Source organism: Caulobacter sp. FWC2 (genome assembly GCF_002742625.1).
GTDB lineage: Bacteria > Pseudomonadota > Alphaproteobacteria > Caulobacterales > Caulobacteraceae > Caulobacter.
Genome location: NZ_PEBF01000001.1, coordinates 5,168,328 through 5,182,257, shown reverse-complemented (window position 1 = coordinate 5,182,257; position 13,930 = coordinate 5,168,328). Strand labels below are relative to the sequence as shown.

The 13,930-nt window shown below is 65.5% G+C and carries 13 protein-coding genes; 6 read left to right on the top strand and 7 right to left on the bottom strand.

Features of this window, described 5'->3' with window-relative positions:
- Positions 1 to 68: 68 nt before the first annotated feature.
- Together CSW62_RS24440 and CSW62_RS24435 are read left to right on the top strand one after the other, a co-directional pair.
- Positions 69 to 707 (top strand): outer-membrane lipoprotein carrier protein LolA, encoded by a 639-nt coding sequence (locus tag CSW62_RS24440; RefSeq protein WP_099582062.1) that lies wholly within the window; start codon positions 69 to 71, stop codon positions 705 to 707.
- Between the two features lie 316 nt (positions 708 to 1,023).
- On the top strand, positions 1,024 to 1,830 hold the full coding sequence (locus tag CSW62_RS24435) for an exodeoxyribonuclease III (RefSeq protein WP_099582061.1): 807 nt from the start codon (positions 1,024 to 1,026) through the stop codon (positions 1,828 to 1,830).
- Positions 1,831 to 1,839: 9 nt separating this feature from the next.
- Here the strand turns inward: CSW62_RS24435 and CSW62_RS24430 are convergent, their stop codons facing one another.
- From CSW62_RS24430 to CSW62_RS24400, 7 genes are all read right to left on the bottom strand, one after another.
- On the bottom strand, positions 1,840 to 3,660 hold the full coding sequence (locus CSW62_RS24430) for a methyl-accepting chemotaxis protein (RefSeq protein ID WP_099582060.1): 1,821 nt from the start codon (positions 3,658 to 3,660) through the stop codon (positions 1,840 to 1,842).
- Positions 3,661 to 3,702: 42 nt separating this feature from the next.
- Positions 3,703 to 5,133 carry an OprO/OprP family phosphate-selective porin gene (locus CSW62_RS24425; protein ID WP_233206770.1) on the bottom strand — a complete coding sequence of 477 codons (1,431 nt, stop codon included), beginning with the start codon at positions 5,131 to 5,133 and terminating at the stop codon, positions 3,703 to 3,705.
- Between the two features lie 320 nt (positions 5,134 to 5,453).
- Positions 5,454 to 6,164: a DNA polymerase III subunit epsilon gene (gene dnaQ / locus CSW62_RS24420; protein WP_099582059.1), complete on the bottom strand. Its 711-nt coding sequence runs from the start codon at positions 6,162 to 6,164 to the stop codon at positions 5,454 to 5,456.
- Positions 6,165 to 6,195: 31 nt separating this feature from the next.
- Positions 6,196 to 6,795, bottom strand: coding sequence for a dephospho-CoA kinase (gene coaE, locus CSW62_RS24415; protein WP_099582058.1), 600 nt, complete (start codon positions 6,793 to 6,795; stop codon positions 6,196 to 6,198).
- A 1-nt stretch (position 6,796) separates the two neighbouring features.
- Complete coding sequence (aroE, locus tag CSW62_RS24410; RefSeq protein ID WP_099582057.1) at positions 6,797 to 7,654, bottom strand: shikimate dehydrogenase; 858 nt, start codon at positions 7,652 to 7,654, stop codon at positions 6,797 to 6,799.
- Complete coding sequence (locus CSW62_RS24405) at positions 7,651 to 8,244, bottom strand: Maf family protein (protein WP_099582056.1); 594 nt, start codon at positions 8,242 to 8,244, stop codon at positions 7,651 to 7,653. Before CSW62_RS24405 ends, aroE begins: the two co-directional genes overlap by 4 nt.
- Entirely contained in the window at positions 8,241 to 9,146 is a 906-nt protein-coding gene (locus tag CSW62_RS24400) for a pyruvate, water dikinase regulatory protein (RefSeq protein WP_099582055.1), read from the bottom strand. Before CSW62_RS24400 ends, CSW62_RS24405 begins: the two co-directional genes overlap by 4 nt.
- 447 nt (positions 9,147 to 9,593) lie before the next feature.
- On the opposite strand from CSW62_RS24400, the gene hemE reads away from it, so the two are divergent.
- The 4 genes from hemE (at position 9,594) to rho (ending at position 13,924) form a co-directional block, all read left to right on the top strand.
- Entirely contained in the window at positions 9,594 to 10,637 is a 1,044-nt protein-coding gene (gene hemE, locus CSW62_RS24395; RefSeq protein WP_099582054.1) for a uroporphyrinogen decarboxylase, read from the top strand.
- Positions 10,634 to 11,665, top strand: a complete 1,032-nt coding sequence (gene hemH, locus CSW62_RS24390; RefSeq protein ID WP_099582053.1) for a ferrochelatase — start codon at positions 10,634 to 10,636, stop codon at positions 11,663 to 11,665. Before hemE ends, hemH begins: the two co-directional genes overlap by 4 nt.
- Entirely contained in the window at positions 11,662 to 12,129 is a 468-nt protein-coding gene (locus tag CSW62_RS24385) for a CopD family protein (RefSeq protein ID WP_099582052.1), read from the top strand. The genes hemH and CSW62_RS24385 overlap by 4 nt, the downstream gene beginning before the upstream one ends.
- A 346-nt stretch (positions 12,130 to 12,475) precedes the next feature.
- Complete coding sequence (gene rho, locus CSW62_RS24380) at positions 12,476 to 13,924, top strand: transcription termination factor Rho (RefSeq protein WP_099582051.1); 1,449 nt, start codon at positions 12,476 to 12,478, stop codon at positions 13,922 to 13,924.
- The last annotated feature ends 6 nt before the right edge of the window (positions 13,925 to 13,930 follow it).

Below are 13,930 nucleotides of genomic sequence, written 5' to 3'. Positions count from 1 at the left end.
ATCGGAGCGCCGGAAAATGGCCTTGCGGCGGCCTTCGCGCAGGCCAAGGTTGCGGCTAAGGAGATCGCATGACCACTCGCCGTATTCTTCTGGCGGCCGGCCTGGCCGCCGCCATCGCTTCTCCGGTGCTGGCGCAAGACGCCAAGCCCGTCCCGGCCGCCCTGACCGCCGAGCAGAAGGCCCTGCTGGACAAGGCCACCGCCTATATCCAGGGCCTGGGCTCGGCCAAGGGCCGCTTCGTGCAGACCGACGCGCGCGGGACCCAGACGCAAGGCGCCTTCTACATGCAGCGCCCGGGCAAGGCGCGGTTCGCCTACGATCCGCCGGCGGGCCTTCTGGTCGTCAGCAACGGTAATAACGTCAACATCTTCGACAGCCGGCTGAAGACCTATGAGAGCTATCCGCTCAGCAAGACGCCGCTGAACCTGCTGCTGGCGCGCGAGGTCCGCCTGGATCGCGGCGTGACCATCACCGACGTCCGGCCGCTGGCCGACGGCTTCACCATCGTGGCCCAGGACGCCAAGCGCCAGGCGCTGGGCCGCATCTCGATGGACTTCTCCAATTCGCCCGTCGGCCTGATGGGCTGGACGGTCACGGACATCAAGGGCGGCCAGATCCGGGTGCGCCTGATCGATTTCGCTGAGACCTCCGACCTGGATCCCAAGCTCTTCGTCTTGACGGATCCCCGCCGCAAGGTCGGCAAATAGAGCCTTTCTTGTTCAGGACGCTCGCGCGCCCTGAATGTGACATTACGACAACATGCAAGAATCAACCGCTTGCGGGCTTGACTTAAAGTTTCGAAGTGGCATATTTAACACGCATGGCGCTGAGCGACCGACCCGCTCTTCGCAAACCGTGCCGGATCCTATCCCCTCCCGGCGGCGGCATGAGAGACTAGACTTTCGCCCCAACGCCCCTGCGTTGGGGCGTTTTTCTTTAAGGATGCCGGCCGGTGGCCGGCTGGCGCCCCTGCGTTGGGGCGTTTTTCTTTCCGGGCTCGTTAAACCGCGATAGAGGCAAGCCATGCGCCTCCGTATCGCCACCTGGAACGTCAATTCCGTCCGCCTCCGCGCCGAACAGGCCGCCCGCTTCGTCGACGAGCAGGCCCCGGATGTCCTGTGCATGCAGGAGATCAAGTGCCAGGAGGGCGAGTTCCCGCGCGAGGCCTTCGAGGCCATGGGCCTGAAGCACCTGAAGATCGCCGGCCAGAAGGGCTGGCACGGCGTGGCCATCGCCTCGCGCCTGCCGTTCGAGGATGTCCCGACCCTGATGAACTGCCGCGAGGGCCACGCGCGCTGCGTCGCGGTCAAGGTGGCCGGGGTCGACATCCAGAACTTCTACATCCCGGCGGGCGGCGACACGCCCGACCGCATCGGCAATCCGAAGTTCGACCACAAGCTCGACTTCTACGAGACCCTGACCGCCGCCCTGAAGAAGCGCGACCCCAAGGCCCCGCTGATCGTCACCGGCGACCTCAATATCGCGCCGGGCGAAAACGACGTCTGGAGTCACCGCCAGATGCTGAAGGTCGTCAGCCACACGCCGGCCGAGCTCGAGGCCTTCGACGCGATGATGAAGTCGATGAATCTGCTGGACCTGCCGCGCCTGGCGACGCCGGAGCCGGAAAAGCTGTTTTCCTGGTGGAGCTATCGCGCCGCCGACTTCCGTAAATCCAACCGCGGCCTGCGCCTGGACCATATCCTGGCGAGCCCCGGCCTGCGCGACGCGGCGATCGTGGACGGCAAGGTCTCCTCGCGCGTCCACGACACCGTCCGGGAATGGGAACGTCCCAGCGACCACGCCCCGGTAACGGCGGACTTGAAGCTCTAGCGTATCGCTCTAAGCCGCCCGAGCCTGGACGCTGCGGTTCATCATCTCGCTGACCTTGAACTGGCTCATCAGAGTCGCCAACTCGTCGGCCTCGGTCGCCAGTCCGTGACTGGCGGCGGTGGACTGTTCGACCATGGCCGCGTTCTGCTGCGTCACCTGGTCCATCATGTTGACGGCGACATTAACCTCTTGGAGCCCGCTAGCCTGTTCCTGAGCCGAGGCGGCGATCTCGCGCACGATGGTGCTGACATCGAGAACCTGAGCGACGATGCTCTCCAGCGCCTTGCCGGTTTGTCCAACGAGGTCGACGCCGACGGTGACCTGGTTGGTCGACAGGTTGATCAGGGACTTGATCTCCTTGGCCGCGTCAGCTGAGCGCTGGGCTAGGGCCCGAACCTCCTGCGCGACCACCGCGAAGCCGCGACCGGCCTCACCGGCCCGCGCCGCCTCAACGCCGGCGTTCAGGGCCAGAAGATTGGTCTGGAAGGCGATCTCGTCGATCACCCCGATGATCTGGGTGATCTGGCGCGAGCTCTGCTCGATCTCGTTCATGGCGACAACGGCGCGCCCGGCGATCTGACCGCCGTTCTCGGCGTCGGTCTTGGCGCCGCTGACCGCGGTGCGGGCGTGACCCGCGCCTTCCGCCGTCTTGTTGACGGTGGCGGTGATCTCTTCAAGCGCCGCGGCGGTCTCTTCCAGGCTGGCGGCCTGTTGCTCGGTGCGGCGGGCCAGGTCGTCGGAGGCCACGCAGATTTCGCGGGAGCCGCCGCTGATGGTCATGACGGCATGGCGAACCCCCGTGATGACCATCTCCAGCTTGGCGATGGAGGCGTTGAAGTCCTCCTTCAACTGCTCGGACTTCGGCGCCATGTGATCGGTGATGCGATGGGTCAGGTCGCCCGTCGACAGGGCATGCAGCCCCCGCCCAAGGGCCTCGATCACCGCCCGGTCCTCGGCGGCCTCGCGGGCCTTCTGGACTTCGGCCTTGGCGCGCTCGGCCTCGCCCGCCTCGCGCATGGCGCTGGTCTCGCGCTCAAGACGGATGGCCTTGAGGCTATTTTCCTTGAAGGTTTCGAAAGCGCGCGACAGCGAACCGACCTCGTCGGCCCGATCGCGGTCGGGCGTCTCCACCTCGAAGTCACCATCGGCCAGGCGCATCATCGACTCGGTCATGCGGCCGACGGGTGCGGCGACCAGGATCGTCAGCTGCCAGCCCATGCCCAGAGCAATGACCAGCAGGCCAACGCCCCCGCCGACCAGCATGGCGACCGACGAGAAGATCGCCTTGTGTTGGGCGGCTTCACGCACGGCCATCCGGGCCTGCTCGGCCGAGCGGATCTCGCCCATGCGCTTGATGATATGGGTCACCCGGGCCTTGTCGCCGGCCATGATGAGGGTCTGACGACCCTCTTCTTGGCGAGCGGGGTCGAGGCCCGCGAGGGTCAGCGGCTTGCCATAGGTGTCCATCCAGGTCCGCCAGTCAGCCTTCACCTTCTTAAAGTCAGCCGCTTCCTGATCTGTCAGGTTAAGGGTCTCGAGCTTGGCGATCGCGTCGTCGAAGCCCTTCAGGCCCTCGTCGTAGGACTTCATGTACTTGGCGCTGCCCGTCAGCAGGATCCCGCGCATCTGGGAGTTCACGCGCAGGGCCCCCTTCTCGGCAGTATGGGTCTGTTCGATGATCAACTTGCTCTCATCGTTCAGTCGGATGGCCGCCTGCATGCTCGTGAGCTGCAGGAAGACGCTGACGATCATCGCCACGGCCGCAGCCAGCAGCAGGCCGAACGACAGCATGATTTTTTTACGGATCGAGATGTTCTTCACGCAAGACATCCGGCGACTCCTGACCGACGGGAAGATTTGTTTTGCAGCTAATTAGAATTCGATCTGCATGCGGGCTTGGAGAACAGTCACATTGGCGTCGTTCTGAACAGCGCCGATCAGGCGATTGTTGATCTTCGCCTTCGTGAGGTTCGCCATCAGGCGGACGTTGCTGTAGGGATACCAGTTCACGCCGACGGTGAGGCCCTTGTAGGTCCCGGCCGTCGCCAGGCCTGTCTGGCTGGCCAGCGTGGCCACGCTGTTCGGGCTCATCTTGCTGAGATCGGCATAGTCGTAGCGCGCCGCCAGTTCATAGGCGCCCATGCCGCCCTTATCGATCGGATGCAGAACCTTGATGCGACCAAACTGGCCGCCGGGGTTGTACGGGCGGGTCTCGCCGGTGGGGAACCAGCTGGCCAGGGCGTAGCCGGTGACGATGTTGAAGTCTTTGCCGCCATTGGCCGCGCTCTGGGCCGTCGTGACGCGGTTGACCTTGATCTGCGCGACTTCGCCCTGCAGCGAGACGGCCTTGTGCGTCCAGGCGCCTTCGACGCCCACGGTCGTATCGCTCTTACCCACGGCGCCGCTGGACAGCAGCACGCCGCCCGCTGAGGTCTGAGGACGATAGGCGGTGTTGGCCGCGGCCGAATAGGTGAAGCCCGTCTCGCCGCCCGTGCTGCGATAGCGCGCCGAGGCGCCCACGTGGACGGTGTCGGTCGCCGTCATGATCGGCGCCCAGGTGCCACGGACCATGAAGCCCGAGCGTTCCTTGGCGTTGTTGGCGTCATAGGCGCCGGCCGAAACGTCGGCCTTGTTGATCGAGTCGCCTTGCAGAGCGCCGCGCAGCGACCAGTTGGCGCCGATCTTGGTGGCCTGGGCCGCCAGGACGAAGCCGGTGTCGGTCAGGTCGCCGAACGGGCCACGCTCCATGAAGGTGATGGTCTTGATCGAGGTCAGGCTCTCCAGACCGCCAACCTTCTGGTTGCCCAGGGTCAAGAGCATGCCGCTCTTGGTCTTGTATTCGATGACCGCGTCGTCCCAGCCCCAGCTGGAGCCGTTCGCCGCGCCGCCCTCGATGCGATAGGCCCACGCGCCGACCTGACCCTCGGCGCCAAGGAACAGCTGCCGAGCCCTGAACTGGCGGGACTTGTAGGAGGCGGTGGTCTTTCGATCGACATTGACGTTGACGCCGTCGATCGACAGGCGGCCCCGCAGCTTGAATGTGGCGCCGCTGGAGTCCGTGAAGCGCGGGGAGTTCTCCCACTTGATCTGAGTGGTGGCCGGGGCCGGGGTTTTGGCTGGCGCCGGCGCGGCGACCGGCGGCGCGCTGGCCTTGGCCTCAAGGCTTTGAAGCCGTTGCTGCATGACCAGGATCTGCGCCTTGAGCTCATCGAGCGTGACGTCGGTCTTGGGCGCATCCTGCGCGGCGGCGACGCTGGCCATCATCGAGGCCGCGAGCAGGGTCAGTGAGAAGATTTTTCGCATATAGGTTCGCCCCGTTTCGCGAGAAAACTGGAATTGTTGGGCGAATTGGATCGTCTCTGCCGGTGAATTCGTGATTAATACATCACTATCCGCGACAATATGACCTATCGGAGCCGTTTGCTCTGAAGAGATGCCTGCGAGGACCTGCCGATATTGGCGTAACCTCGTTATTTATTGATCTTGACTGATCCTACTTGTGTAATCGACTTCAGATGCAGAGGTCGCGTCTCACCCGGCGAGATTGAGGACCACAGGCAGCCGGCCGGCGCTCGCCTGCACGAGCGAGCCGAGGCACTTAGGGCGTTAGAAGAGATCGGGCTTCAGCCCTCGGCCGCCACGAAGCCCTGCTTGATCCAGAGCGCCGAGTCCTTGAGGTTCTTGCGGATCCAGGCGGCGTGGACCTCGCGCTCTGCGTCGGTCGAGCGCGGCGCCAGCGGACGGGGCCGGGCGCCGTATGACCCCTGGATCGCGGCCGAGACCGACAGGGCCTCGACGTGGGTCAGCTCCAGGGCGCGTTCCTTGCCGCCCTGCAGTTCCAGATAGACCTCGGCCAGCAGGTGCGAGTCGATCAGCGCCCCGTGCTTGTCGCGACTGTCGAGGCTGATCTTGAACCGCTTACACAGCGCGTCGAGCGAGTTGTACATGCCCGGAAAGCGCTTCTTGGCCATGGCCAGGGTGTCGATCCAGCGCTCCTCGTGGATTGGCGCGCGGCCGCACTTCTCCAGCTCGAAATTGACGAACGAGCGGTCGAAGGCGGCGTTGTGGGCGACCACGACGCTGTCGCCGACGAAGTCGATGAACTTGTCGGCGATCTCGTGGAACTTCGGCTTGCCGGTCAGGAACGCCGACGACAGGCCGTGGACCTTCTCGGCCTCGGCCGGCATGTCGCGCAGCGGGTCGCAATATTCATGGAACGAGCGGCCGGTCGGCATGAAGTCGAGGACCTCGATGCAGCCGATTTCGACCAGGCGGTCGCCCGTCTTCGGATCGAAGCCGGTGGTTTCGGTGTCGAGGATGATTTCCCGGGCCATGACCCTTCAATGCCGCCGTTCGTGATGGGCTTCAAGCGGAGCCGGGAGTTCTCAACAGAGTCAGAAGGTCGCGGACCTGGGCGTGGGCGTGCTCGACGCCCTGGCTGGTGTCGATGACGAAGTCGGCGCGGGCGCGCTTTTCGGCGTCGGGCGTCTGGCGGGCCAGGATCGCCTCGAACTTTTCCGGCGTCATCTCGGGTCGGGCCAGGACGCGGGCGCGCTGGACGTCGGCCGGGGCCGAGACCACCACCACCTTGTCGACCTTCTTCTCGCCGCCGGTCTCGAACAGGAGCGGGATGTCCAGCACCACGATCTCATGGCCCTCGGCCTGGGCGGTCTCGAAGAAGCCGATCCGATGGGCGCCGACCAGCGGGTGAACGATCGTCTCCAGCTTGGCCAGGGCCTCCGGATCGCCGACCACCTGGGCGCTGAGCCTGGCCCGGTCGATCGCGCCGTTGACGACCACGCCGGGGAAGGCCGCTTCGACCGGCCCAACCGCCGCGCCGCCGCTGGCATAGAGCGCATGGACGGCGGCGTCGGAGTCGTACACCGGCACACCCTCAGCCTGAAACAGGGTCGAAGTCGTTGACTTGCCCATGCCGATGGAACCGGTGAGACCCAGGATCAACATGTCAGGCCTCTCCAAGAAGGCGCAGCAACAGGCCGCGCGCGTCCACTTCGGCCGGCGGCGCCACGCCATACATCCGCTCGAAGGTCGGCACAGCCTGGCGCAGCAGCATCTCCAGGCCATCGACGGTGCGACGACCAGCCGCCTGGGCGCGGCGGAGAAATTCGGTGCGCAGCGGTTTGTAGACCATGTCCATGATCACCGCCGTCTCCGGCGTCAGGGCCAGATCCGCCGCAGGGCCTTCGCCGCCGCCCAGGCCCAGCGAGGTTGCGTTGATGACGAGGCCCGCATCGGCCAGCAGGGCCGGAAGGTCCGGCTCGCCGGCCGCGACGACCTTGTCGCCGAAGGCGTCGGCCAGCTCTTGAGCCCTCCCGACGGTGCGATTGACGATCCGGACCACGGGCGCGCCCGCCAGAAGCAGGGCGGCGGTCGCGCCGCGCGCCGCGCCGCCGGCGCCGAGGATCACGACCGGCGCGGCCGAGACGTCGAAGCCAGACGCCTGTTCTGCAATGGCGCCCAACAGGCCCGGCCCGTCGGTATTATCGGCATGGATCGAGCCGTCCGCCTCGAAGATCAGCAGGTTCGCCGCGCCGGCCATGCTGGCGAGGTCGCTGGCGTAATCGGCGACCGCGAGGGCGCGTTCCTTGAAGGGGATGGTGACGTTCAGCCCCCGGATCGCGCCGCCCCGGTAGCCGTTCACGAAGGCCTCGAAATTGTCCACGCCGGGCGCGAACGGAACATAGGCCGCGTCGAGCCCCGCCGCCTGGATCCAGGCATTGTGGATCAGCGGGCTCATCGAATGCTTGATCGGCGCGCCGCAGACGCCGCCGACGATGGCGGCTCCCGAGATCGTCCAGGTCATGCGGGAAGGGCTCCGTGAAGACGCAGGAAGTCGAGCAGGCCGATCAGCGGCAGGCCCAGGATGGTGAAATAGTCGCCATCCACGGCGTCGAACAGTTGCACGCCCTCGCTCTCCAGCTCGTAGCACCCGACCGACCACAGCAGGGCCTCGCCCCGGCGCTCGATATAGGCGTCGAGCCAGGCCTCGCTGAACGGCCGCACCGACAGCTTGGCGCTCTCGACGATCCGCCAGATCGGCTGGCCGTCGCGCGCCACGACCACGGCCGAGTGAAGCTTGTGGGTCTGGCCGCGCAGTTCCAGCAGATGATCACGCGCCTGGGCCAGGGTCTCGGCCTTGTCGAACAGCTTGCCCTTCAGATCGAGCGTCTGATCCGCGCCGATCACCAGGCCCGGGCGCCTGGCCGAGACCTTGACCGCCTTCATCTCGGCCAGGGCGTCGGCGATGTCGCGCGGGGTGACCTCCTCCGCCAGCAGGCCGGCCTTGGCCGCGTCCTCGTCGACGCCGGGACTGACCGCCTCGAAGGCGACGCCGGCGTTCTTCAGGATCATCTGACGCGCCGAACTCTTGGACGCGAGGGTTATAGGGGTCATCCCAGGACCTCGACCTTGCCGCGGCCGCCCGACAGCAGGTTGATCACCGCCGCCGCCGTCTCCTCGACCGAGCGGCGGGTGATGTCGATCACCGGCCAGTTCATCCGCTCGAACAGGCGGCGGGCGGCGATGATCTCCTGGCGAACGGCGTCGCCATCGACATAGTCGCTCTCCCTGTTCTCCTTGAGAGAGAGCAGGCGGTTGCGGCGGATCTGGATCAGCCGATCGGGCGAGGTGATCAGGCCGACGATCAGGGTGTTCTTCAGCTCGAACAGATCCTGCGGCGGTGGCCGGCCGGGAACCAGAGGCACATTGGCGGCCCGCACGCCGCGGTGGGCCAGATAGATGCAGGTCGGGGTCTTCGAGGTCCGCGACACGCCGACCAGGATCACGTCGGCCTGGGTCAGGTCCTGGCCGCCCTGGCCGTCATCATGGGCGATGGCGTAGTCCAGCGCCTCGATGCGATCGAAATAGTCGTTGGTCAGGGCATGCTGAGCGCCGACCCGGGTCGAGATCCGCGCGCCCAGATAGCGCGACATGGCGCTGATCACCGGATCCAGCGCGGCGATGCAGGGCATTTCCCGCTTGCGACAGCCTTCTTCCAGAGCCGCGCGCAGGCCGGGATCGACGATGGTGTGCATCACCACCCCGGGCGCTCCGCCGATCTCCTCGAGCGCCCGATCCAGCTGCCGGGTCGAACGAACTAGCGCGTAGATATGTTCGATGGGCAGGATGTCGGTAAACCGGGCGCAGACCGCGCGCGCCATGGCGTTGAGGGTCTCGCCGGTGGAGTCGGACACCAGGTGGATATGGAAGTAGGTGGCGAAGCGCGGCGGCAGCCTCTCCGCTTCCCCCTGAGCCAGAGTCTCCTGTGGATCATCCGTTAACGGTTGTTTAACCAATTGGCCTGCCTCTGGGGACGCCCGGGCGCCGAATGGCCTCCAAGCCGTCGTGACACGGCGCCGCTGTGATCAACGGTCGCATTGCTCGCGTACCATCCCCAGGCTCGCCCCGCATCCCCCGATAGGTGAATTCAGACTGTCCAAGGCTCGGGACAGAGTCTCGCTGAGGGACTTTCGTCCGCCTCCGCGCGTTAAGATTTTGTTAAGGCCTTCAAGGGGCTTGCCGGTCTGTCCACATGATTAACAGATCCTTAACCCCATGTGGGAAGGGCTGGGGGTAACGAGGAATCTGCTGTGCGAGTCACTCGCCCGTCAGGGGTTTTCCCCACTGTGCAGTTGCCCTCCAACCCCCTCTTTCAATCTTAAATTCTTATTAAGATATGAGAGGAAGGTCTTAAGGGCCTTACGGGCTTGAGCCCGGACGCGCGCCGGGCTTTAACCCGAGCCATGACGTCTCAGGCTCCGACCCCGAAATTTCTCTCCGCCCTGTCCGGCGAGAAACACACGAACCCTCCGATCTGGTTCATGCGCCAGGCGGGGCGCTATCTGCCCGAGTATCGCGCCGTTCGCGCCACGGCTCCGGACTTCATCAGCTTCTGCTTCGATCCGGAGAAGGCGGCCGAAGTCACCCTGCAGCCGATGCGCCGTTTTCCCTACGACGCCTCGATCGTCTTCGCCGACATCCTGCTGATCCCGGGCGCTCTGGGCCAGAAGGTCTGGTTCGAGGCCGGCGAGGGTCCGAAGCTGGGAGACATGCCGTCGATCGAGTCCATGGCCGAAAGGGCCGGGACTGCGGGCGAGGCCCTCAAGCTCGTCGGGGAGACGCTGACGAGGGTTCGCTCAGCGCTCGATCCGTCCAAGGCCCTGATCGGCTTCGCCGGCGCGCCCTGGACCGTGGCGACCTACATGATCGAGAAGGGCTCCAGCGATCGCAGCGGCGCGCGGACCTACGCCTACCAGAACCCCGAGTTGCTCGACGCCCTGATCCAGGTGCTGGTCGACTCGACGGTTGATTACCTGGCCATGCAGGTCGACGCCGGGGCCCAGGCCCTGAAGCTGTTCGAGAGCTGGGCCGAGGGCCTGTCCGAGCCGTTGTTCGATCGTCTGGTCACCCAGCCGCATATCCGGATCATCGAAGGTCTGCGGGCGCGGGGCGTGACCGTTCCGATCATTGGCTTCCCGCGCGGCGCCGGGACCCTGGTCGAGGACTACGCGGCCAAGGTTCCTGTGCAGGGCGTGGCGCTGGACACCTCGGCTTCGGCCAAGCTGGGCCAGTCGATCCAGAAGACCAAGACCATCCAGGGGGCGCTGGATCCGTTGTTGCTGCGGGCCGGCGGCGATGCGCTGCTGCGTCGCGTCGACCAGTTGCTGGAGCAGTGGAACCAGGGTCCCTACATCTTCAACCTGGGCCATGGCATCCTGCCGGACACGCCGATCGCCAATGTCGAGCTGGTGCTGGAACGGGTGACCGGCCAGAAGGTGGGCCAATGACCAAGAAGCTTGCCGTCGTCCTGTTCAATCTCGGCGGGCCGGATGGTCCGCGCGCGGTGCGGCCGTTCCTGTTCAACCTGTTTCGCGATCCGGCGATCATCGGCGCCCCGGCCCTGATCCGCTATCCGCTGGCGGCCCTGATCTCGACGACGCGCGAGAAGATGGCCAAGGCCAACTACGCGATCATGGGCGGCGGTTCGCCCTTGCTGCCGGAAACGGAAAAGCAGGCCAAGGCTCTGGAGGCCGAACTGGCTGCGAGCCTGCCGGGCGTGGAGGCCAAGTGCTTCATCGCCATGCGCTACTGGCACCCGTTGACCGGCGAGACCGCCAAGCAGGTCAAGGCCTTCGCGCCGGACGAGATCGTGCTGCTGCCGCTCTATCCGCACTATTCGGAGACCACGACCGGCTCCTCGCTGAAGGCCTGGACGAAAACCTATACGGGCGGCGGTCGTCAGACGACGATCTGCTGCTATCCGAACGAAGCCAAGCTCGTGGACGCGCACGCCCGCCTGATCCGAGACACCTGGGAAAAGGCGGGTTCGCCGGCGAATACGCGCCTGCTGTTCTCGGCCCACGGTCTGCCGGAGAAGGTCATCCTGGGCGGCGACCCCTACCAGAAGCAGATCGAGGCCACGGCCGCGGCGGTGGCGGCCAGACTTCCGGCCGAGCTGGACTGGACCGTCTGCTATCAGAGCCGGGTGGGACCGCTGAAGTGGATCGGCCCCTCGACCGACGACGAGATCCGCCGCGCCGGCGCGGAAGGGAAGGGCTTGATCGTCACCCCGATCGCCTTCGTCTCCGAGCATGTCGAGACCCTGGTCGAACTGGACCACGAATATGCCGAGCTGGCCCAGGAAGCCGGGGTCGCTCCCTACATCCGCGTGCCGGCCCTAGGCGTCGCGCCGGAGTTCATCTCCGGCCTGGCCGGGATGGTTCGCCAGGCGCTCGGCAAGACCGGGGTCATACCGGGTAGCGATTGGCGGTGTGGCGAAACGAACTGTCCGTGCAAAGAGGCGGCCTCGGCATGACCGATTTCCTAGTGGCCCACTTCAATGCGGTGCGGGGCCTTCACATCCTGTCGGTCATCGCCTTCATGGCCGGGATGCTCTATCTGCCGCGCCTGTTCGTCTATCACACCCAGGCCGAGCTGGGCTCTCAGATGGACGAGACCTTCAAGGTGATGGAGCGCCGGCTGCTGCGGGGCATCATCAATCCGGCCTCGATCGCCACGGCGCTGTTTGGTGTTGGACTGATCCTGGCCGACGCCCAGATCCGGGGCTGGAACTTCCTGGCCGAGCCGTGGATGGCGACCAAGCTTGTCGCCCTGGTCGGCCTCTATGGCTTCCACGGCTTCCTGTCGGCGTCGCGCAAGAAGTTCGAGCGGGGCGAGAACGTCCGTTCGGAAAAGTTCTGGCGGATGGTCAATGAGATCCCGTTCGTCCTGGCGATTATCATCGTCATCTCGGTGACGACGAAGTTCCTGAACCACTGACCGTTCGACCGGTTCCGGGCGAGGATCGCGCCGAGCGCCTGACCCTGCAAACCCTCATCCTGAGCTGGTCGAAGGACGACGGTTTCACGCCCGCCGCTTGACCAGCCGCGCCCCGCGTGGTTTGCATCCCTTGAGTTCGGAAATTCCGAACCCTTCTTCACGGACCGGCGCCCGTCCTGGCGCGCCCCGCGAGCGGTTCCGCTCCAAGGTTCGTCCCCCGAACGATCCGCGTCATCGTCAACAGACGCGCTCGCCTGGTTCTTCCGCATGGGCGGACCGGTGTGACCATCGAAGTCTTACCGGCCGGACTCCGTCTTGGGGACCGCGCCCACTCTTGAGTCTTGTCATGACCGAAGAAACCGAAAACGAAATGCACGCCTCGGACGTCGAGTCCGCCGATCAGGCGACCTCTGAAGAGTCTTCCGTCGATATCGATACGACGGTCGAGGCCGCCTCCGCCGATGCGGAATCCGAGGCCGAAGGCGAGGACGACGGCTCCGGCATCGCCGACGCTGTCGCCGCCCTGGGCCTGAAGTCCATGTCCTTGCAGGAGCTGAAGGAGAAATCCCCGGCCGACCTGCTGGCGTTCGCCGAGACCTTCGAGGTCGAGAACGCCAACTCCATGCGCAAGCAGGACATGATGTTCGCGATCCTGAAGACCCTCGCCGAAGAAGGCGTTGAGATCTCGGGCTCGGGCACCATGGAAGTGGTGCAGGACGGCTTCGGCTTCCTGCGCTCGCCGGAAGCCAACTACCTCCCGGGTCCGGACGACATCTATGTCTCGCCCTCGCAGATCCGGAAGTATGGCCTGCGTACCGGCGACAGCGTCGACGGCGCCATCCGCTCGCCGCGCGAAGGCGAGCGTTACTTCGCCCTGACCAGCGTGGCGAAGATCAATTTCGAAGCGCCTGACAACGTCAAGCACAAGATCCACTTCGACAACCTGACGCCGCTCTATCCCGACGAGCGCCTGAACATGGAACTGCCCGATCCGACCATCAAGGATCGCTCGGGTCGTGTCATCGACATCGTCGCCCCGCTCGGCAAGGGCCAGCGCTGCCTGATCGTCGCCCCGCCGCGCGTGGGTAAGACGGTCATGCTGCAGAACATCGCCAAGTCGATCGAGACCAACCACCCCGAGTGCTACCTGATCGTCCTGCTGATCGACGAGCGCCCGGAAGAAGTCACCGACATGCAGCGTACGGTGAAGGGCGAGGTCATCGCCTCGACGTTCGACGAGCCGGCGACCCGCCACGTGCAGGTGGCCGAGATGGTCATCGAAAAGGCCAAGCGCCTGGTCGAGCACAAGCGCGACGTCGTTATCCTGCTGGACTCGGTCACGCGTCTGGGCCGCGCCTACAACACCACCGTCCCGTCGTCGGGCAAGGTGCTGACCGGCGGTGTCGACGCCAACGCCCTGCAGCGCCCGAAGCGCTTCTTCGGCGCGGCGCGGAACGTGGAGGAGGGCGGTTCGCTGTCGATCATCGCCACGGCCCTGATCGACACCGGCAGCCGCATGGACGAAGTGATCTTCGAAGAGTTCAAGGGCACCGGTAACTCGGAAATCGTCCTGGACCGCAAGGTCGCCGACAAGCGCATCTTCCCGGCCATCGACGTGCTCAAGTCGGGCACCCGCAAGGAAGAGCTCATCACGCCGCGCGACCAGCTGCAGAAGACCTATGTCCTGCGCCGGATCCTCAACCCGATGGGCGCGTCGGACGCGATCGAGTTCCTGCTCGACAAGCTGCGTCAGTCGAAGACCAATGGCGACTTCTTCCAGTCGATGAACACCTGAGTCCAA